Source organism: Telluria sp. AC161 (genome assembly GCF_979258535.1).
In genome coordinates this window covers 1119946-1137275 of the sequence record NZ_OZ409861.1, presented here as the reverse complement: position 1 = coordinate 1137275, position 17330 = coordinate 1119946, and the positions used below count along the sequence as shown (strand labels likewise).

Below are 17330 nucleotides of genomic sequence, written 5' to 3'. Positions count from 1 at the left end.
CGCCAGCGCCAACTGGCTTTAGCGCTTTTTCTTGCGCGACGGTAGCGGATACACGTCCGCCACCAGCGTACTCTCCCCGATCTGCCGGCTCGGCGACGCCGAATCGTGCACCACCAGCAAACCCTCATCGGCCCCGTCGCGACTGGCAAACAGCGCGATGCCTTCCGGATGATCCACGCCCTGCCCGAACGGCAGGTTGAGCACGTGCTCCAGTACCTCGGCAGAGACGACCGTTTCGCCATCCGGCTCGGCGCCGCCAACCCATCTGAACAGCGTCACGGGACCGTCGAGATCCATCGTCGGCCCGGCCAGGATCAGCAGATCCCTGCCCTGCTTGCACAGGTCGCGAATGCCCAGTCCGCCCAGGTCGAGGAAGTGCTTGCGGTATAGATTGCCATCCGCATCGAGCGGCGCCAGGCGCAGCGAACCCGGCGTCTCGTCATCGATCGGGGCCACTTCGATGATGGTGGCCCAGCCCCGCAGCACCGGCCCGCGCAGGCCCAGCAGTACGTGCTTACCCGCCAGCGCGATGCCCTCGATATCAAAACCGTTGTCCTTGCCTGGGATGGCCAGGAACGGGCCGAGGTGTTCATCCTGCTTCAGCTGCGCCGTCAGTTCGTTGCCGTGCGCATCGCCGCGCAGGAGCGCAGCAGTGCGGCGCTTGCCCTTGTGCTCGACCTCCTTGAGCAAGGTGGGCACGCCATCCTGTTCGCCCATCGGAATGCGGCCCAACAGATAGCGGTTGCCGTCGGCGCTGACTGTCGCCAGGCGCTTGTGCGTGCGCTTGTTGCCATCGAGCGGATCGGGCTTCTTGCGGCGCAGGCTGTGCGAGCCGGTGACCCACATATATTTGCCGTCGCAGGCCAGCCCTTCGACATCGGCCTCATTGATGCGGCCTTTCTCGGCATCGAACGCCGGCAGCGGCAGGTCGAAGAAATCGTGCAGCGCGAACTGGTGGTGCTCGCGTGCAAAGCTGCTCTGGCCGCGGCTGTCTTCTTCCACCAGCGTCAGGCGCTCGATGCTGACGGACTCATCATTTGCCAGCCATAGCGTCTTGCCCATGCGCAGTGCTACCGACAAGCCATTGCGCAACTCCTTGTCGGGACTGAGGTCATCGCGTTCCGGATGGAATTCGAGCAGGACAATATTTGAGGGATGCATGGGGTTCTCGCGGTGAAGGGACGGGTGCAGCATACTGGATCGGTGGGAAGCAGACAGACAAAAAAAGACGGCGTCCAACTTGCGATTGGAACGCCGTTCAAGCCCCACCAAAGCCGGTACAGCGTACTACCCTGCAGCGTCATTCGTGATCGTCAGTTCGTGTGCCGGCGCGCGAAGGCGCCAGCACCGGTTCATGCTCATCTTCATGCTTCCTTGGCTGCCTTGGCCTTGCGCGTGCGGCGGCGATTCAGGTACCAGCCCAGAATGCCCACGCCGACCGCGGCGCCCGCTGCCTGCTTGCCCATGCGACGCTGGCGCACAAAGTTCACCGCCGTCATGGCATACGGCAGCAGCATCGACACATTGGTGCCCGTCGGCTTGAGCAGCGCGTCGGCCCTGGTGCGCAGCGCCACGGTGGTATGGTCGAACGCCGAACGCAGCATGACCTCAGGCTTCATGCCGTGCTGGATGCTGGCCTTGGCATGCGCCACGCCAGCGCGGAAGAACTCGCCTTCACGCAGCAGTTCCTGCTTGCGGATTGCCGGGTCCAGGCTGTGTTGATGACCGGCCAACCCGGTCGTCTTGTCGTGTTTGTGCATGTTGGCCTCTTTGGGTGCGCCGCTCACAGCAGCATCTCGCGGTCGTTTTTCAGTTCTTTCATCGTCGCCGGGAAGCCCAGCTTGTTCTGCTTGATCAGCGCCATGCCCTTGGCCACGAGAATGGCCGTGATGAGTGCAAACACCGCAAACATGATCAGCAGGATGGTCCAGCCCATCGATTCCCATGCCAGCGCGACGATCGTCATTGCACCGAAGGCGATGGCAAACCAGACCGCCAGCGCAGCCACGGCAAAAATGGCCACCAGCTCGATGATGTGATTGCGGATGTCGGCCAGCTCCAGCGCGGCGAGTTCGACGCGCGAGACGGCCAGGCCGAACAGACTCTTGAACAGACTGGAAATGCCGGCGAATACGCCGGGGTTATGCACGACTGCTTCTTCTTTATCCACGTAGCCCCCAACCTTAATGTTTGCGGCTAATTAGCACGCCAATGAGCACGCCGACACCTGCCGCTACTGCCACGATGCGCCACGGGTTGTCCTTGACGTAGACATCAGCGGTATGAACCAGTTCCTTGCCCTTGACCACGGCCTGGGTCGGGACCAGGCTGGCGCCGCCCAGGACGGTGTCGAGCAGCGCCATGCCACGCTCGCGCAGCTCTTCGGCTTTCTCGCCGGTGAGCGATGCGGCGGCGGTCAGCATCGACTGCGCGTCACGTACGAGGGCCTTCATGTCGGACTGGGTGGCATAGGTGCTGCCGCTGATCGGGTGCATGCTGCCGTTGCTGTTGCGGGAAGTGTCTAGCATGTTCTACTCCTGTCACTAATCAATCGTTGAAACTGACCCGCACGGGGCGGGTCACGGTCAAGCTCAGGCCATCAGGTCGCGCATGTCGTCGGCATGTTCTTCTTCGACGGCCATGATTTCAATCAGCATGTTGCGGGTGGTCGGATCCTTGTCACCGATCGCCACGATCATCTGGCGGTACGATTCGATCGCCACGCGCTCGGCGATCAGGTCGGCGCGGACCATGTCCTGGGCTTCGAGCGATTCGTCGTATTCAGCGTGGCTGCGGGCAGCGAAGGTGGCCGGGTTGAAGTTTGGCGAACCATTCAGTTGCACGATGCGTTCGGCGATGCGGTCAGCGTGCTCCTGCTCTTGCTGCGCGTGCTCGAGGAACTCGGCCTTGATCTGGCCGGTGCCTGGACCGCTGACGGTGTAGTAATGGCGCTTGTAGCGCATCACGCACAGCAGTTCGGTGGCCAGTGCATCGTTCAGCATCGCGATGACCGCTTCACGGTCGGCCTGGTAGCCCTCGGTCACGGCGCCGTCGTCGAGGTTGGCGGCTGCCTTGCGGATTGCCGAGACATCAAAGCCGTGGCCGAGGTTGTTGGTTTGTTCCATTGTCATTCCTTAATTCAGAGTCGGTTCAAAAACAGGTTCAACGCGCTGCTGCACGTGGCGGAATGGCGGCGCCTTCGTTCGACAGAACGATTTCGACGCGACGATTCTGCTGACGGCTTGCTGCGCTGTCATTCGATGCAACAGGGAAGGCTTCACCGTAGGCGCGCATGGCAATGCGTTCGCGTGGCACGCCCTGGCCGGCCAGCGCGGTTGCGACAGCGCTGGCGCGACGTTCCGACAGTTGCTGGTTGTGGCTCTCGCTGCCGGTACTGTCGGTGAAGCCTTCGATCAGCACGGTGCGGTTCGGGTTCTGGGCCATGACGTCGGCCAGTTTGCGCAGCGTCGAGACGCCATTTGCATTCAGCACGGCCTGGTCGGTAGCAAACAGGACGTCGCCGATCGTGACGACAAAGCCGCGCTCGGTTTTCACGGCCTGCAGGTCAACCAGCAGCGCTTCGAGTTTGGCAGCACGTTCGGCCATGGCAGCCGTTTCAGCCTGGGCTGCCTGTGCCTGCATCTGGGCTTGCTGCGCCTGACCCTGGGCCTGCTGGGCAGCAGCCTGGGCGGCTTCAGCGTCACGCTTGGCGCGATCGGCTTCGGCGGTGCGGGCATCCAGGCGAACCATATCGCGCTGGCGCGTTGCGTCTGCGATATTCGCTTCGGCGGCCTTGCCCTTGGCGACTTCTTGCGCCGTGGCGATGCGCTGCTTGGCCACATAGGCCAGGCGGTCGATGTCGCTCAGGCTTTCGCGGCGGGCTGCGGCCTGGTTGGCCTGGTCGAGGGCTTCGCTGGCTTGCTTGAATTCGAGAGGTGCGTAAGTCGAGACCTGCGAATTATTGTTGGCGCTGACAAAGTCGGCGCGCGCCTGGTCAAGCGTTGGCGTGGTCATCGGTGCGCTGGCGCAGGCGGCGGCCAGCACGGCGGCGGCCAGGATCGATACGGCGGATTTGCGGTTTTTCATGTTGTTATTCCTTTTATTTTCCATATGCGCCGGATCGTCGGCGCGAACTCCTGTCTGTATCAGACAGGAAGCAGTGCAATTGCTTGCCTGGTATTAGTTGGTGTTGGCGCGGTCGACTTCTTCACGCAGCACGCGCAAGTCTTCATTCAGCTGGGTCGATGCGGCAGTTGCCTTGCTCGACACGGCCTTGCTTTGCGCCAGCTTGGCGTCGGCCTGGGCCTGGACTGCCAGTTCGCGAGCCAGCTTGTAGTCGCGCGCGGCCAGGGCCTGATTGGCCTTGCCCATCTTTTCGCGTGCCGCGGTAATCTCCGCCGGCGCCAGGTCAGCTGCACCTGCCGACACGGCGTTTTCGATCGCGTTGCGCGAGACAGCCACGTCCGCCGTCGCAGGCGCCTTGTCAGGACTTGCGCAGGCCGTCAGTGCCAGCAGAGCGGCAACGCAGCCAAGGCGGGCAAACCCGGTCATCGATTGATGTTTATTCATTACATTTTCTCCTCGGAAGTGGTGTAGATAACGTTATAAACCTGTTATGGAATGCGCTCAGTTCGGTGACGCACATTGCCTGCAGCGATGCGCACCCCGGCTGCATACGGCGCTTATCGCCGGCACTGGGTGCGCCATCGCACGTTGACACAGACCAGCGTAGGCTACCCTCGCCGCACGCATCACATCCACTACTGATAAAGGACGTTCATGGCCGAGACAATGCCGCTGCCGGCGCAGCGCCCACCGGGGCCGCGCCGCAGCAAGAAGAAGATCGGCTTGTGGATCCTTGCCGTGCTGATCGCGCTGCCCGTCATCGCCATCATCGTCATTGCGACCTTCGACTGGAACCGCGCCCGGCCATGGATCAACAGCAAGGTCAGCGACGCCATTGATCGCCCGTTTGCCATCCAGGGCGACCTGACCGTGTCGTGGGAGCGTCCCGGGGCGCGCATGGCGCCGGCCGAACGCACATGGCGCGACCACATCCCGTGGCCCTACCTCGTGGCGCGCAACACCACGATTGGCAACCCGGCCGGCATGGCGACCGGGAACATGGCCAGCGTGGGCCAGTTTTCCTTCTCGCTCGATCCGCTCGCGCTGCTGGACAAGCGGATCGGCATCCCGCTGCTGCGCTTCGACGCGCCCCGCGTCGACCTGCTGCGCCTGAACGCGGCCACGAATAACTGGACCTTCCAGCGCAACGAGCAACCGTCGCGCTGGAATCTTGACCTCGAGCGTGTCGTGCTGACCGACGGCGTCATCCACGTCAAGGATGCAGTCACGAAGGCCGATGTAACGGCCCGGGTGCGCACGCTCGAGCGCGATCCGGTCTATGGCGTGGCGTTCACGCTCGACGGCACGTATAACGGCGCGAAAGTGGGCGGCGGCGGCAAGCTCGGCTCGGTGTTTTCCCTGAAGGACGCCACCGCGCCTTACCCGATCCAGGGTGAATTCAAATCGGGCAAGACGCGCATCGCCATTGCCGGCACCGTCACCAATCCGGCCCGGCTCGCCGCGCTGGACGTGCAACTCGAGCTGGCCGGCGCCAGCATGGCCCGCCTGTATCACTTTACCGGTGTGCTATTGCCGGAAACGCCGGCGTTTTCCACGTCGGGCCGCCTGACCGGCCGCCTGGCCAAGGGTGCCAGTCGCTGGGTGTACGACGGGTTTGCCGGCAAGGTTGGCGCGAGCGATATCGGCGGGCGCCTCGAGTACGCGACCGGTGGCGCGCGTCCGGTGTTGTCAGGCAATGTGCGCTCGCGCCAGCTCGTGTTTGCCGATCTGGCGCCACTCGTCGGCGCCGATTCGAACGCCAGCAAGGCAGCACGCGGTGTCGAGACGAAGCAGCCGAGCGGCAAGGTATTGCCAGTAGAAGAATTCCACACCGAACGCTGGACAGCGCTGGATGCCGACGTGCGCTTTGCCGCCGACAATATCGTGCGTGACAAGGCGCTGCCGATCAGCAAACTCAGCAGCCACATCAAGATGGACAACGGCGTGCTTCGGCTCGACCCGCTCGAATTTGGCATGGCTGGTGGTACCGTGCGCACCACCATTCGCCTCGATGGCAGCGGGCGCAGCGGCAAGAACGCCATCAAGGCGATGGCAGACGTGCGGGCGCGCAAGATCGGCATCAAGCAATTGTTCCCGAAGATCGAGCAGATGCAGGCAACCGCTGGCCAGATCAATGCGGACGCCAAGCTGTCGGCCACCGGCAACTCGGTCGCATCACTGCTGGCGACATCGAATGGTGAACTCAAGGCACTCGTCAGCGAAGGCACGGTGAGCAAGATGTTGCTGGAAATGGCGGGCTTGAACGTGGCGAACATCGTCGTCACCAAGCTGTTCGGCGACAAGCAGGTCGAGCTCAACTGCGTGGCGGCCGACTTTGCCGTTCAGGATGGCGTCGCGCGCACGCGCAGCTTCATCGTCGACACCGAGGAAGCCATCATCACCGTCGACGGCGCCATCAACCTGGCGGGCGAGCAGATGGAACTGCGCATCCGGCCCGAGACCAAGGCGCTGCGCATCTTTTCGCTGCGCGCGCCACTGTATGTGCGCGGCCCGTTCAGCAAGCCAGACGTCGCCATCGACAAAGGTGTACTGGCAATGAAGGCGGGCGGCGCTGCAGCACTGGCCGTCGTGGCCGCGCCACTGGCCGCCCTGCTCCCATTGATCAATACGGGGCCGGGCGAAGACAGCGATTGCGCGCGCCTCTTGGCCCAGGCACGGCAGGCGCCCAGTGCGCCGCCACCAGGCCGACGCCAGCGTCGCTGAAATAGCCTCACGGATACAACCTGTAACAACCTGGCACGGGCTCTGTGTGTTGCCGAACAGATCAATTTGGCAATCCTGACTATGATCGTGCCCAAGTCATCAAGAAAAGAAACACCCGCATGAACGGATCGAGCATCAAGCGTTTTGGCAGCATCCCCGTTTTACTGGTCGCACTGGCTGGTGGAGCATTGACGGGATGCACGTCCGGATTACCCGGTTTCGGCAAGGTCGAAGCGGTCCAGGACGATGTCATCACTGCCGGGGTGCACAGCGCCATCAGGCGCGATCCCGACCTGAAGGTGTCCGATCTGGATGTCAATACGTACCAAGGCATTGTCCGGTTGCAGGGATTCGTCTCTTCGGCCGACAGCGTCGCCGCAGCGGCTTCGGCCGCGCGAACCGTCAACGGCGTGAAATCGGTCAGGAATGACCTGCGCCTGAAATAACCCCATCAAAGGAGAACTTCATGAAACTCATCAAAAACCTGGTAGTGACGGCAACCCTGGCGACCGCCGCTTTCGGTATGGTCGGCTGCTCGAACATGTCGAAGCAAGACCGTAACACCGCAGTCGGCGCTGGCGCCGGTGCTGTGATCGGTGGCGTTCTGACCGGCGGCAGCGCAGTCGGCACCGTTGGCGGCGCAGCTGTCGGCGGCGTGGTCGGCAACCAAGTCAAGACCACCAACTGATTTCCGTTCGCTGGCAGCGATGCCAGCGAACTGTCAGTGAATGCAAAACGCCCGGCTTGCCGGGCGTTTTGTTTTGGTGCGCCGTGTTACCGCCGGGACCAATCAGACGGTATCTGTGGCCGGCGCAGACCCGGCTTCACGCACGATCTGGTAGCAGGAGCACGCCGCTGCCGCCAGGCGCTCCGGGTCAAGGATCTCGATATTGCCCCGGCTGTAGTTGATCAGGCCCTGCTGCTGCAGCGCGCTGGCCGCCTTGGTCACGCCGACCCTGCGCACGCCCAATGCATGCGCGAGAAACTCGTGCGTCAGATGAAATTTATCCGATTGCAGGCGGTCGCGCGTGACGAGCAGCGACCGGGCCAGGCGCGCCTCGAGCACGTGAAAGCGGCTGCACACGGCGATCTGGATCGCCTGGGCCAGCAAGGAATCGGTGTAGCGATACAGCACGCGCTGCAACGCCGGATTGCGCGAGACTTCGAGGCGAAAACGGCCACCCTCCATCCGGCTCGCGCTACCGGCGCGCTGCACGACTGCACGCACTTGCGTGATGTCGTGGCCCAGCGCCGTGGTGGCGCCGAGCATGCCTTCGCGCCCGACCTGGCCAACCTCGAGCGTCATGCGCCCTTCGGCCACGCCCAGCAGCGATACCAGGCAATCGTGGGGGAAATAGATATGAAGAATGGGATCGCCCGCTTCGCACAAGACCTGGCCAGCTTCCACCCTGACCTCATCGAGCTGCGGCAGCATCTGGGCGAGATCGTGCGGGGGAAGTGCTGCGAGTAACAAATTACTGTTGGGCTCGAAGACAGGCGGGTGGACGGCAGAATTCATTATTTCCTCACAGGTTGGTACGTGGGCCAGCCGGGACCGCTACGACCAGTTACATTTACACACAATGTGATGGAGCCTAATCGCACAGGGTGCGCAGGTATGTACGGTGACGCACGGAAGCATTAGTTGTTCCTGAGGACAATCATTGGACATCCGGCTTAATGCCTATACGAAAGGAACAAAAGATGACAACCCCTCCAACCATGCCGGTCAAGAACCGCACCCACCCGCTGCTGCTCCTGGCCGCCGCCGCTGTCGTGCTGTTCTCGCTGGTCGGCACCGCCGCCATCATGGGCTGGCTGCCATCGTCGGTCGGCGGCCCGGCCAACCGTCAACTGACCGAAGCCGATCGCCTGGCGCTCGCCTCGACCCTGCCACAAGGTGCGCCGCAACCCGGCTACGCCTACCCTGCAGACGCCCAGGCGCCAGCGCAAGCCTATGCCCCTGCGCCGGTTCCCGTACCTGCACCGGCACCTGTCAAACAAGCTGCGCCTGTGACGCAGATCAAGGAAAGCGAGCCGACCCAGTTGGCAGCAAAGAGCAACTGGTGTGAAAACTGCGGCAACGTGGAATCGGTGCGTGCGATCAAGCAACGTGCCGAAGGCAGCGGCCTGGGCGCAGCCGGTGGCGCTGTGCTTGGCGGCTTGCTGGGTAACCAGATCGGTGGCGGCAATGGCAAGACGCTGGCCACCGCGGCGGGCGCCATCGGCGGCGCTGTCGTGGGCAACCAGGTCGAGGGCAACGTGAAAGCAACGACCAGCTATGAAATCCGGGTGCGCCTGGACGACGGCACGCTGCGTACCTTCCGCCAGACCAGCCAGCCACAATGGGGCAGCGGCGACCGCGTGCGCATCGTCAAGGGCCGTCTGCGCTCGGTCGCATAACCAGGAATCAGCTTTTTTTACAGCAACACCAATGGCCGGGATCGCGCAAGCATCCCGGCCAAATTTTTTTTCCTAATTGCAATGTGTGCCATCGCACGGAATTATTGATGAGCTAAGGCGACAATTGTTCCCATGCTGAATCGATTGGCGAACAGCATTCATAGGGAGCCGCGCATGAACACATTGACCTGGATCGGCATCATCATTTGGGGAATGGTACTGACTCTTTTCGGCCTGCTGTCGGCCGGCCCGGCGCCTGCCGTGCAAGGGCTGGTCGAGGCGCATGACGTGCTCTTCCTGATCGCTGGCGGCCTGTTGACGTGTCTGATCGGCTTTACTGGCCTGATCGGGATGATGGGCTGGATCCCTGGCGTGCAAAAACAAAAAAGTTGCGTTTAATGTACGCCATCGTACGGTAGTCGCTTTCAGGAAACAACATACTGGTCACACAGCGCAACCGGCGCACCCCTTCTAGGAGATTCATCATGCTGTACACAATTGCTGTCGTTCTCGTTATCCTCTGGCTGCTCGGCTTGGTCACTTCGTACACCATCGGCGGTTTCATCCACATCCTGCTCGTCGTCGCCGTCATCATGATCCTGGTTCGCCTGATCAGCGGTCGCGGTATATAGCATTTTTATGGCAAGTCTCTGCTTGTCGTAAAATCCAATCCGTTTCGCGGTCGCGCCTTTTGATGGCGTGACAGCGAAACGGATTTCTTACTTTTAAGGAGTTCCACCATGAACAAAAACTTCATCAAAACCACCGCAGCAGTTGCCATCGTCGTCATGACGGCCACCGGTTGCGCAGACATGACCGGCACCCAGCGCGGTACCGCAACCGGCGCCGGCATTGGCGCGGGCCTTGGCGGCCTGATCGGCGGCACGACCAGCGGCGGTGGCGGCGGCCGTGTGGCAGGCGGCGCAGCAATTGGCGCAGCAGCCGGCGCCGTGATCGGCAACATCTGGTCCAAGCGCATGGAACAGCAAAAACAAGCCATGGAACAAGCGACGCAGGGCACCGGCGTGCAAGTCACCCAGACCTCGGACAACCGCCTGAAGCTGGAAATCCCGAGCGACATCTCGTTCGACACGGGCCGCTCGGACATCAAGGGCAACTTCCAGCCAGTGCTGCAGCGCTTCGCTTCGACGCTGCAAGAAAACCCGAACACCAACGTCGTGATCATCGGCCACACCGACAGCACCGGCAGCGACAGCATCAACCAGCCATTGTCGGTTGACCGCGCATCGCGCACCCGTGACTACCTGGCAGGCCGCGGCGTGAACCCGAACCGCATCACCATCGAAGGCCGCGGTTCGCGCGAGCCAATCGCGTCGAACAACGACAACGCAGGCAAGGCGCGCAACCGTCGCGTCGAGATCTATGTCGCGGAACCAGCACGCGGCTAATCGCCACGTAGCGTAGCAATACAAAAGGCCGGCAATTGCCGGCCTTTGTCATTGGCACAGACCAGGACCGCTTACGCGGCCTGCGTGAACGCCAGATACAGTTCGCGCGCCTGGCTTGCGACCGGCCCGACTTCCAGCACGTGCTCTTCGTAGCGGGTACATGGCGTGACCTTGCCATAGTTACCGGTGCTGAAGATTTCACGCGCGGTGCGCAGCTCGGCTTCGTCGACCGTGCGTTCTTCGACCTCGATGCCGACACCGGCCAGCAGTGCCATCACGCGCGCACGCGTAATGCCCGCGAGGAACGTGCCGTTCAAGCGGGGCGTGACCACCTTGCCGTCGGCCGTGACCAGGAACAGGTTCGAGGCGCCAAATTCGGCGACATGGCCTTCGCCGTCAAGCATGATCGCCTGCTCGAAGCCGCGCGCCTTCACTTCGCGCATGGCGCGGGTCGAGTTGGCGTACAGGGCCGACGCCTTGGCATCCGTTGGCGCCATGCTCGGCTGGGGACGCCGCATGGTCGACAGGCCGGCCGAAAACCCGACAAACGGCGGCAGCGGCGCATCGAACAGCGTCAGCGCGAACTGGCTTTTCTCGGCAACCGGAATCAGAAAGCCTTCCGTGCCGAATACGAGCGGGCGCACGTACAGCTCGGCATCCGGTGCAAACTTCGCGACGCCTTCGTGCACCAGCGCTTCCATCTCGTCCACGCTCAGGGGGCAGGCCAGGCCCAGTTTCTCGGCGGAGCTGATGACGCGCTCAAGGTGCGGCCGCAGATCGGGCAGCTTGCCGGCCAGCGAACGCGCGCCGTCGAAGACGGACGAACCCAGCCACAGGCTGTGGTCCATCGCGCCATACAAAGGCACATTGCCCTCGGCCCATTGGCCGTTGAAATACGTGAGGTACATGGTTTCCTTCGTCACTGCAACATTGCAAATCCAGTTCAGTGTAGCGGGATTGCCCTGCCCTCGTCCAGCCGCCAGCGCCAGGGTGCAGGTCTGAACCGTGCTACGGGATACTTCCACGAGGTTACTGTTCGTTGCCACACCATATTGCCCCGAGTCCTCGCGTACACTGGCGCTTTTCTGTACAGATTTTTTTTCATGCTTGCAACACTTGAACGGATTGATCCCCACAGCGACAAGATCGACTTACTGGTCGAGCTCGTCTGCCATTTACGCCCGCGCCAGCGCTGGGTGTGGCAAACGGCCGATGACCCGGCGCAGGCGGTCCGTACGCTGACCCAGCTTCTCAAGGGCAATCCCGACCAGGCCTGGGCGCTGCGCCGCTACATCACCACGCTGCTCGAAAAACGCCGCCACACCAGCCTGTACAGTGACATCGGCATCCTGTCGAACGATGGTTTCGTCACCGAGCTGAAAAGCCGCATCACGTACCGTTTCCTGCCGCCGGCACTGGAGGACCTGTACCTGTCCGATGCACTCGACCAGGTGCTGTATCGCCAGGATGATTTCGAGTGGATCCGCGCGGTGCCCGACACCGACTGGATGGCGCTGTTCCATGTGATCGAAGGCGCGCCGGTCCCGGCCGATGCGAACCCTGGCCGCGCGCGCGTGGTCACGCTCAAGGGCCTGCTCGATGCGATCCGCACATTGTCGTGCCGCGTCTGCGCGCTGGGCCTGGAGCCGCGCCTGGTGCACAGCTACAGTCAGATCGAGAACTTCGATTCGCCGTTCCTGATGCAGAACATCGAGGTCAACCGGTATCTCGATGAATACGCGCGCTACCTGAACGGCGACATCCCGCGTCCGGACGACGCGCGCCACCTGCTCGTGATGCTCGACCAGTGCGAAGACGTGGTGCTCAAGATCCGGCGCCTGGCGCTGAGCAGCGGCACCAGCATCGCCCTGACCTACCTGCTGGTCGCGCTGCAGCAAAGTATCGACCGCCTGCAAAAGCTGCTGTTTCTGGTGGACGTGCCCGAGGTTGCCACAAACGCCGACACGGCGGCTGACACAGAGGCTGCAACCCAGGGCGTGCTGAGCGCCATGGCAGCCGGGACCCCGCAGCTGGCCGGCGCGGGGGCATCGGCCGTCACGCTGACACCGCAAGGCAATATCGCCGTCGCGACTGACCAGCCGCCGCTCGTACTGACTGCACGCGAGCGCGCCGTCATCGAGCTGGCCGAAGAACTCATCGAAGCGCACAACACCAAGTACCAAGTGACGAACCTGGTACGCGACAACGTCGACCTACTGGCGCGCAACGTCACCGAAAACGCCAGCCGCACCGGCGAGCACTACATCGCCGAAGACCGCAAGGGCTTGCGCAAGATGCTGTGGTCGTCGTCCGGCGCCGGCTTCATCGTCGGCTTCATGGCGCTGCTCAAGATTCTGCTGGGCTATCTGCACTCGCCGCCGCTGGTCCAGGCCTTCTTGTTCAGCATGAATTACTCGTTCGGCTTCGTGCTGATCCACATGCTGCACTTTACCGTGGCGACCAAGCAGCCGGCCATGACGGCCCAGCGCATCGCAGCTTCATTGCATCGTTCGGCGACCGGGCGTGGCCTCGACGTCGACCGGCTTGCTGAGCTCGTCAACAAAGTGTTCCGCACCCAGATGGTGGCGGTGCTCGGCAACGTGCTGGTCGCGTTCCCGGTGGCCTGGGCCATCGCCGAAGGCGTGCGCTGGTACCGGGGCGAGCATCTGGTCGACCCGATCAAGGCGCTGCACCTGCTCAACGAGATCGATCCCGTCAACAGCCCTGCGCTGTTCTATGCGGCGGTGGCCGGTGTCTGGCTGTTCGTGGCCGGCCTGGTGTCGGGCTACTACGACAACAAGGCCCTGTACACCCGCATGGGCCAGCGCGTCCAGCAATTGCGCGGCCTGCGCACGCTGCTCGGTCCCGCACGGCTGGCGCGCCTGGGCGCGTATGTCGAGAACAATCTGGGCGGCCTGATGGGTAACTTCTTCTTCGGCATTCTGCTGGGCACCACGGGCACAGTGGGCTTCCTGCTGGGCCTGCCGATCGACATTCGCCACATCACGTTCTCGGCCGCCAATTTCGCGACCGCACTGGTGGCGCTTGACTACCAGATGACATTGCCGCAGATTCTCAACGCGACCGCTGGCGTGCTGCTGATCGGCACGGTCAACCTGTTGGTCAGCTTCGGCCTGGCGCTGTGGGTTGCCCTGCGCGCACGCAAGATCCGCTTCAAGCGCGGCATCCTGCTGGTGCAGGCACTGGGCCGCCGCTTTGCGTATTCGCCGGTGGAGTTCTTCCTCGGCCCCAAGCACCGCCAACTGGCGCCCCCCGATGCAGAACCCGTACGAGGATCAAAATGATCAAACAGCGCTTCGCCGCCTGGTGTGCCATCGCCGCTCTCGCCTGCGCGGTGACGGCCTGCAAGTCACTGCCCGATGCCAGCACGATGACCGGGGCGCCTGGTCAGTCGACGCCGACGGTCACGACGCAGCATGGCGAACTCAAGCAGAAACAGGCGGCGGCGCTGCTCAAGCGGCGCTGGGCGCGCGCGTCGACCGATCTCAAGGGGCTGGCGGTGCTGGAAGAACAGGCTACCGGCGTGCCGATGATCGCCGGCAATGCCGTCACGCTGCTGTTCGACGGCCCGGCGACGATGCGCGCGATGATGGAAGCGGCGCGCGGGGCCAAAAAATCGATCAACCTGGAAACCTATATCTTCGACCACGACGAGATTGGCGGGCAGTTTGCCGAGATCCTGATGCAGAAACGCAGCGAAGGCGTCGTGGTCAATATCATGGTCGACGGGGTCGGCACGCTGGCCACACCGAAGGAATTCTTCGACCGGCTGCGCCAGGCGGGCGTGAACGTGCTGGTCTTCAATCCGGTCGACCCCACCAAGCGGCCCGGCAAATGGGCGCTGAACAACCGCGATCACCGCAAGATCATGATCGTCGATGGCCTCGTGGCATTCACCGGCGGCATCAACATCAGCAGCACCTATGCCAACAGCTCGCTGTTCCGGTCCAAAAAGCGCCCGGACGACGTGAGCCAGGACAAGGTCGGCTGGCGCGACACGCACATCAAGATCCAGGGGCCGGCCGTCGGCGCGCTGCAGTGGGCCTTCATCGACAACTGGGTGCACCAGGACGCCGGTGAATTGCCGCAGATCGATTATTTCCCGCAACTGGCGCCTGCGGGCGACAAGGTGGTGCGCGTGCTGGCCACATCCCCGGACCACGATTCGTCCATCTACAAGTCACTCGTCGTCGCCATCGGCGAATCGAAGAAATCGATCTACCTGACGGCCGCCTACTTCGTGCCGGACCGCCAGATCGTCGACGGCCTGATCGCTGCTGCCAAACGCGGCGTGGACGTGCAGCTCGTGCTGCCGGGCGTGTCCGATCACGGCTTCATCCGGCATGCGGGCGAATCGTTCTACGAAGAGCTGCTCGCGGGCGGCGTGCGCATCCACCAGTTGCAGGTGGCGGTCCTGCATGCCAAGACTACAGTGATCGATGGCATGTGGTCCTCCATCGGCTCGGCCAATATCGACCGCCGCAGTTTCATTCACAACTATGAAGTCAATGTGGTCGTGCTGGACCCGGCCTTCGGGCGCGAGATGGAAGCGGCGTTCAAGGAAGACGTCGTGCATTCGAAGGAAATCAAGCTCGACGCGTGGAAGCGGCGGCCATGGTCCGACCGCCTGCGCGAAGCGATGGCGCGCCTGACCGAATACTGGATCTGAGCGCGCCTGGCGGGGCCTCAGAGCCCCGCTGCCAGCATGCCGTCGGTGTGCGGCGACCAGACGCTGCCGGCCTGCATGAACTTTTCGGTATTGACCAGCTCAAACTTGCCGCCCACCGCATCCCAGCCATAGCGGTCGATCTCGACCCGCTGCGCATCGACCCGTACCACATTGAACGAATTGACTTCCCCGCGCCCACGCGTCGAGGTCGCCGTGCCGGCCTGGATCACCAGCGCCGCATAGGCATCGATCTGGTAGCGCGCCGCCGTGCTGCCGGCGTGGCTGGCGTGCATGTGCCCGGCCATCAGGATATCGACGCCGGTTTCGGCAAACACTTCCATCGCCAGCGGCGCGCGCACGACCAGGTCGCGCTTTTCGAAATGATCGGGCAAGTCGAACGGGTGGTGCGTGACCACGATGCGCGTGACGTCGGGGCTCAGGCCGCTCAGGCGCTCGCGCAGTGCGGCGATCTGCTCGTGGCTGACGCGCCCGTCCTTGATGGTCAGTGAACGGGCCGTGTTGACGCCCACGACGGCGATCTCGTCATCGATGAAGACCGGCTCGAGATCGTCGGTGATGTAGCGGCGATAGCGCGACAGCGGCCGGGCAAACCGGCGCAGTACGTTGTACAACGAAATATCGTGGTTGCCCGGCACGACGATCTGCGGCCCGGGCAGCGAATCGAGAAACGCGCGCGCCTCTTCGAATTCTTCCACCTTGGCACGCTGGGTCAGGTCGCCCGAGATGACGACGACGTCGGCCGCGATGCTGTGCACCAGCTCGCGCAACGGACCGAGCAGGGCCTGGTCGACGCGGCCAAAGTGCAGGTCGGACAAGTGAACGAGAGTGCGCATCGAAAAATTCCTTACATGTCTTGGGGTGAGGTCGCGCCGGACTGGCGCTGTTCACGGGCCCTGCGGCGGCGATTGAGGGTAGCGGTGCCGCCGATGCAGATTGCGAGCCAGCCGCAGCCCTCCGTCAGTGCGGCGAGGATGTCGGTGAGATAGTGCGCGCCGAGATACATGCGCGAAAACGCCACGGCGCCAATCATCAGGGCCGCCAGCACGAACGGCAGCACCCTGCCCGGCCATGTATGGGCGCGCCGCGCGAAGTAGCAGGCCAGCACGCCATACAGCACGGTGGCGGCCATCGTGTGCCCGCTGGGGAAACTGTAGGTGGTCAAGGTGACGATCGGCTCGTCGAAGTGCGGCCGGGCACGCTCGAATGTGTGTTTGAGCGCGACGTTGAGCAGCATGCCGCCCGGCACGCTGGCGATGACCGCCATCGTCCAGTAACGGTGACCGCTGCGATACAGCCACAGCGCGGCGCAGAACGCCATGATGAGGATGCCCGGCGTGCTGTGAATGTGGGTGATGAGCAGGAGCACGTCACGCAAGAGGCCGCCCTGGCGCGCGTGCAGGTGCAGCCAGTAGGCGATCTCGGCATCGAACTGGGTAATCGGCGCGCCGGCCACGACGGCGCCGGCAAGCTGGGCGAACACCGCCATCGCAGCGAGCAGCAGCGCCACGCCAATGGTCAGGTGCAGCCCGTATTCGCCCTCGGCGGAAAAGCGGTTGGCGGCAAAGCGTTGGAGACGAGGCAGTGTTTTGGTCATGATGACGCGATTATGACTGACTTGGCGAAAATACCACACACAGCAAAAACTACTGTATGCCCGAACAGTAACTGTTGATTCATACAGTAGTTATGGTATTCTTACCTCACTGCATAACCACTCGATACGAGGAAACGAACATGACCACGCTCAATAGCTCTTTTGGTATGGAACACGCCCCGACCCCTTTCATGGTCCGCATTGGCCGTCGCGAAATTTTGGTGACCCGCGACTTCCGCAAGCGTTTCTACGCCGTGAATCCAGTCATCGAGTGCGATACGGGCGTCGAAGCCGGCCACGTCGAGATCCTGCTGTTCCGCCGCTGGCTGGTCATCCTGTCCAAGGCAAACTGAGCCCACCTGTG

Annotated in this window: 21 protein-coding genes; 10 read left to right on the top strand and 11 right to left on the bottom strand. The window is 62.9% G+C overall.

Going from position 1 to position 17330, the window contains the following annotated elements; genetic code table 11:
- Positions 1 to 18: 18 nt before the first annotated feature.
- From ACZ0AJ_RS05100 to ACZ0AJ_RS05070, 7 genes are all read right to left on the bottom strand, one after another.
- On the bottom strand, positions 19 to 1161 hold the full coding sequence (locus ACZ0AJ_RS05100) for a DUF3616 domain-containing protein (RefSeq protein WP_499452990.1): 1143 nt from the start codon (positions 1159 to 1161) through the stop codon (positions 19 to 21).
- A 203-nt stretch (positions 1162 to 1364) separates the two neighbouring features.
- Entirely contained in the window at positions 1365 to 1760 is a 396-nt protein-coding gene (locus tag ACZ0AJ_RS05095; RefSeq protein WP_499452989.1) for a hypothetical protein, read from the bottom strand.
- Positions 1761 to 1783: 23 nt separating this feature from the next.
- Complete coding sequence (locus tag ACZ0AJ_RS05090; protein ID WP_183550679.1) at positions 1784 to 2170, bottom strand: phage holin family protein; 387 nt, start codon at positions 2168 to 2170, stop codon at positions 1784 to 1786.
- Between the two features lie 13 nt (positions 2171 to 2183).
- Positions 2184 to 2528: an ElaB/YgaM/YqjD family protein gene (locus ACZ0AJ_RS05085; RefSeq protein WP_258837451.1), complete on the bottom strand. Its 345-nt coding sequence runs from the start codon at positions 2526 to 2528 to the stop codon at positions 2184 to 2186.
- A 63-nt stretch (positions 2529 to 2591) separates the two neighbouring features.
- Positions 2592 to 3125 (bottom strand): ferritin-like domain-containing protein, encoded by a 534-nt coding sequence (locus ACZ0AJ_RS05080; protein ID WP_258837450.1) that lies wholly within the window; start codon positions 3123 to 3125, stop codon positions 2592 to 2594.
- 37 nt (positions 3126 to 3162) lie between these two features.
- Positions 3163 to 4086, bottom strand: coding sequence for an OmpA family protein (locus tag ACZ0AJ_RS05075; protein ID WP_499452988.1), 924 nt, complete (start codon positions 4084 to 4086; stop codon positions 3163 to 3165).
- Positions 4087 to 4179: 93 nt separating this feature from the next.
- Positions 4180 to 4569, bottom strand: a complete 390-nt coding sequence (locus tag ACZ0AJ_RS05070; RefSeq protein ID WP_183550666.1) for a DUF4398 domain-containing protein — start codon at positions 4567 to 4569, stop codon at positions 4180 to 4182.
- A gap of 210 nt (positions 4570 to 4779) precedes the next feature.
- Between ACZ0AJ_RS05070 and ACZ0AJ_RS05065 the strand changes: the two genes are divergently transcribed.
- The 3 genes from ACZ0AJ_RS05065 (at position 4780) to ACZ0AJ_RS05055 (ending at position 7537) form a co-directional block, all read left to right on the top strand.
- Positions 4780 to 6849, top strand: coding sequence for an AsmA family protein (locus ACZ0AJ_RS05065; RefSeq protein WP_499452987.1), 2070 nt, complete (start codon positions 4780 to 4782; stop codon positions 6847 to 6849).
- Positions 6850 to 6968: 119 nt separating this feature from the next.
- Complete coding sequence (locus tag ACZ0AJ_RS05060; protein WP_499452986.1) at positions 6969 to 7295, top strand: BON domain-containing protein; 327 nt, start codon at positions 6969 to 6971, stop codon at positions 7293 to 7295.
- A gap of 20 nt (positions 7296 to 7315) precedes the next feature.
- Positions 7316 to 7537, top strand: a complete 222-nt coding sequence (locus tag ACZ0AJ_RS05055) for a YMGG-like glycine zipper-containing protein (RefSeq protein ID WP_183550660.1) — start codon at positions 7316 to 7318, stop codon at positions 7535 to 7537.
- A gap of 102 nt (positions 7538 to 7639) precedes the next feature.
- Here ACZ0AJ_RS05055 and ACZ0AJ_RS05050 read toward each other — a convergent pair whose 3' ends face one another.
- Positions 7640 to 8368: a Crp/Fnr family transcriptional regulator gene (locus tag ACZ0AJ_RS05050; RefSeq protein ID WP_499452985.1), complete on the bottom strand. Its 729-nt coding sequence runs from the start codon at positions 8366 to 8368 to the stop codon at positions 7640 to 7642.
- 185 nt (positions 8369 to 8553) lie between these two features.
- Between ACZ0AJ_RS05050 and ACZ0AJ_RS05045 the strand changes: the two genes are divergently transcribed.
- The 4 genes from ACZ0AJ_RS05045 (at position 8554) to ACZ0AJ_RS05030 (ending at position 10661) form a co-directional block, all read left to right on the top strand.
- Positions 8554 to 9252, top strand: coding sequence for a glycine zipper 2TM domain-containing protein (locus ACZ0AJ_RS05045; protein WP_499452984.1), 699 nt, complete (start codon positions 8554 to 8556; stop codon positions 9250 to 9252).
- A gap of 174 nt (positions 9253 to 9426) precedes the next feature.
- Positions 9427 to 9651: a hypothetical protein gene (locus ACZ0AJ_RS05040; protein WP_183550651.1), complete on the top strand. Its 225-nt coding sequence runs from the start codon at positions 9427 to 9429 to the stop codon at positions 9649 to 9651.
- Positions 9652 to 9737: 86 nt separating this feature from the next.
- A complete protein-coding gene (locus ACZ0AJ_RS05035) occupies positions 9738 to 9884 on the top strand; it encodes a lmo0937 family membrane protein (RefSeq protein ID WP_005671362.1) in 147 nt (48 codons plus the stop codon).
- Between the two features lie 108 nt (positions 9885 to 9992).
- Complete coding sequence (locus tag ACZ0AJ_RS05030) at positions 9993 to 10661, top strand: YiaD family glycine zipper/OmpA-like lipoprotein (RefSeq protein ID WP_183550648.1); 669 nt, start codon at positions 9993 to 9995, stop codon at positions 10659 to 10661.
- A 71-nt stretch (positions 10662 to 10732) separates the two neighbouring features.
- On the opposite strand, the gene ACZ0AJ_RS05025 is transcribed toward ACZ0AJ_RS05030, so the two are convergent.
- Complete coding sequence (locus ACZ0AJ_RS05025; protein ID WP_499452983.1) at positions 10733 to 11569, bottom strand: branched-chain amino acid aminotransferase; 837 nt, start codon at positions 11567 to 11569, stop codon at positions 10733 to 10735.
- 195 nt (positions 11570 to 11764) lie between these two features.
- Here ACZ0AJ_RS05025 and ACZ0AJ_RS05020 point away from each other — a divergent pair, with 195 nt between their 5' ends.
- Both ACZ0AJ_RS05020 and cls read left to right on the top strand, forming a co-directional pair.
- Entirely contained in the window at positions 11765 to 13966 is a 2202-nt protein-coding gene (locus ACZ0AJ_RS05020) for a site-specific recombinase (protein ID WP_499452982.1), read from the top strand.
- Complete coding sequence (gene cls / locus ACZ0AJ_RS05015) at positions 13963 to 15351, top strand: cardiolipin synthase (RefSeq protein ID WP_183550642.1); 1389 nt, start codon at positions 13963 to 13965, stop codon at positions 15349 to 15351. Before ACZ0AJ_RS05020 ends, cls begins: the two co-directional genes overlap by 4 nt.
- A gap of 17 nt (positions 15352 to 15368) precedes the next feature.
- On the opposite strand, the gene ACZ0AJ_RS05010 is transcribed toward cls, so the two are convergent.
- Both ACZ0AJ_RS05010 and ACZ0AJ_RS05005 read right to left on the bottom strand, forming a co-directional pair.
- Complete coding sequence (locus ACZ0AJ_RS05010; protein ID WP_183550639.1) at positions 15369 to 16205, bottom strand: metallophosphoesterase family protein; 837 nt, start codon at positions 16203 to 16205, stop codon at positions 15369 to 15371.
- Positions 16206 to 16216: 11 nt separating this feature from the next.
- Positions 16217 to 16966, bottom strand: coding sequence for a phosphatase PAP2 family protein (locus tag ACZ0AJ_RS05005; protein WP_499452981.1), 750 nt, complete (start codon positions 16964 to 16966; stop codon positions 16217 to 16219).
- Between the two features lie 140 nt (positions 16967 to 17106).
- Here ACZ0AJ_RS05005 and ACZ0AJ_RS05000 point away from each other — a divergent pair, with 140 nt between their 5' ends.
- Positions 17107 to 17319 carry a hypothetical protein gene (locus tag ACZ0AJ_RS05000; RefSeq protein ID WP_183550633.1) on the top strand — a complete coding sequence of 71 codons (213 nt, stop codon included), beginning with the start codon at positions 17107 to 17109 and terminating at the stop codon, positions 17317 to 17319.
- The last annotated feature ends 11 nt before the right edge of the window (positions 17320 to 17330 follow it).

What these genes read in the sequence shown, in the direction of transcription:
- ACZ0AJ_RS05030 (WP_183550648.1), top strand. Translation starts at nt 9,993, where the DNA reads ATGAACAAAAACTTCATCAAAACCACCGCAGCAGTTGCCATCGTCGTC.
- ACZ0AJ_RS05045 (WP_499452984.1), top strand. Translation starts at nt 8,554, where the DNA reads ATGACAACCCCTCCAACCATGCCGGTCAAGAACCGCACCCACCCGCTG.
- ACZ0AJ_RS05070 (WP_183550666.1), bottom strand. Translation starts at nt 4,569, where the DNA reads ATGAATAAACATCAATCGATGACCGGGTTTGCCCGCCTTGGCTGCGTT.
- ACZ0AJ_RS05005 (WP_499452981.1), bottom strand. Translation starts at nt 16,966, where the DNA reads ATGACCAAAACACTGCCTCGTCTCCAACGCTTTGCCGCCAACCGCTTT.
- ACZ0AJ_RS05025 (WP_499452983.1), bottom strand. Translation starts at nt 11,569, where the DNA reads ATGTACCTCACGTATTTCAACGGCCAATGGGCCGAGGGCAATGTGCCT.
- ACZ0AJ_RS05080 (WP_258837450.1), bottom strand. Translation starts at nt 3,125, where the DNA reads ATGGAACAAACCAACAACCTCGGCCACGGCTTTGATGTCTCGGCAATC.
- ACZ0AJ_RS05100 (WP_499452990.1), bottom strand. Translation starts at nt 1,161, where the DNA reads ATGCATCCCTCAAATATTGTCCTGCTCGAATTCCATCCGGAACGCGAT.
- ACZ0AJ_RS05085 (WP_258837451.1), bottom strand. Translation starts at nt 2,528, where the DNA reads ATGCTAGACACTTCCCGCAACAGCAACGGCAGCATGCACCCGATCAGC.
- ACZ0AJ_RS05050 (WP_499452985.1), bottom strand. Translation starts at nt 8,368, where the DNA reads ATGAATTCTGCCGTCCACCCGCCTGTCTTCGAGCCCAACAGTAATTTG.
- ACZ0AJ_RS05010 (WP_183550639.1), bottom strand. Translation starts at nt 16,205, where the DNA reads ATGCGCACTCTCGTTCACTTGTCCGACCTGCACTTTGGCCGCGTCGAC.
- ACZ0AJ_RS05055 (WP_183550660.1), top strand. Translation starts at nt 7,316, where the DNA reads ATGAAACTCATCAAAAACCTGGTAGTGACGGCAACCCTGGCGACCGCC.
- ACZ0AJ_RS05060 (WP_499452986.1), top strand. Translation starts at nt 6,969, where the DNA reads ATGAACGGATCGAGCATCAAGCGTTTTGGCAGCATCCCCGTTTTACTG.
- cls (WP_183550642.1), top strand. Translation starts at nt 13,963, where the DNA reads ATGATCAAACAGCGCTTCGCCGCCTGGTGTGCCATCGCCGCTCTCGCC.
- ACZ0AJ_RS05040 (WP_183550651.1), top strand. Translation starts at nt 9,427, where the DNA reads ATGAACACATTGACCTGGATCGGCATCATCATTTGGGGAATGGTACTG.
- ACZ0AJ_RS05095 (WP_499452989.1), bottom strand. Translation starts at nt 1,760, where the DNA reads ATGCACAAACACGACAAGACGACCGGGTTGGCCGGTCATCAACACAGC.
- ACZ0AJ_RS05075 (WP_499452988.1), bottom strand. Translation starts at nt 4,086, where the DNA reads ATGAAAAACCGCAAATCCGCCGTATCGATCCTGGCCGCCGCCGTGCTG.
- ACZ0AJ_RS05000 (WP_183550633.1), top strand. Translation starts at nt 17,107, where the DNA reads ATGACCACGCTCAATAGCTCTTTTGGTATGGAACACGCCCCGACCCCT.
- ACZ0AJ_RS05020 (WP_499452982.1), top strand. Translation starts at nt 11,765, where the DNA reads ATGCTTGCAACACTTGAACGGATTGATCCCCACAGCGACAAGATCGAC.
- ACZ0AJ_RS05065 (WP_499452987.1), top strand. Translation starts at nt 4,780, where the DNA reads ATGGCCGAGACAATGCCGCTGCCGGCGCAGCGCCCACCGGGGCCGCGC.
- ACZ0AJ_RS05035 (WP_005671362.1), top strand. Translation starts at nt 9,738, where the DNA reads ATGCTGTACACAATTGCTGTCGTTCTCGTTATCCTCTGGCTGCTCGGC.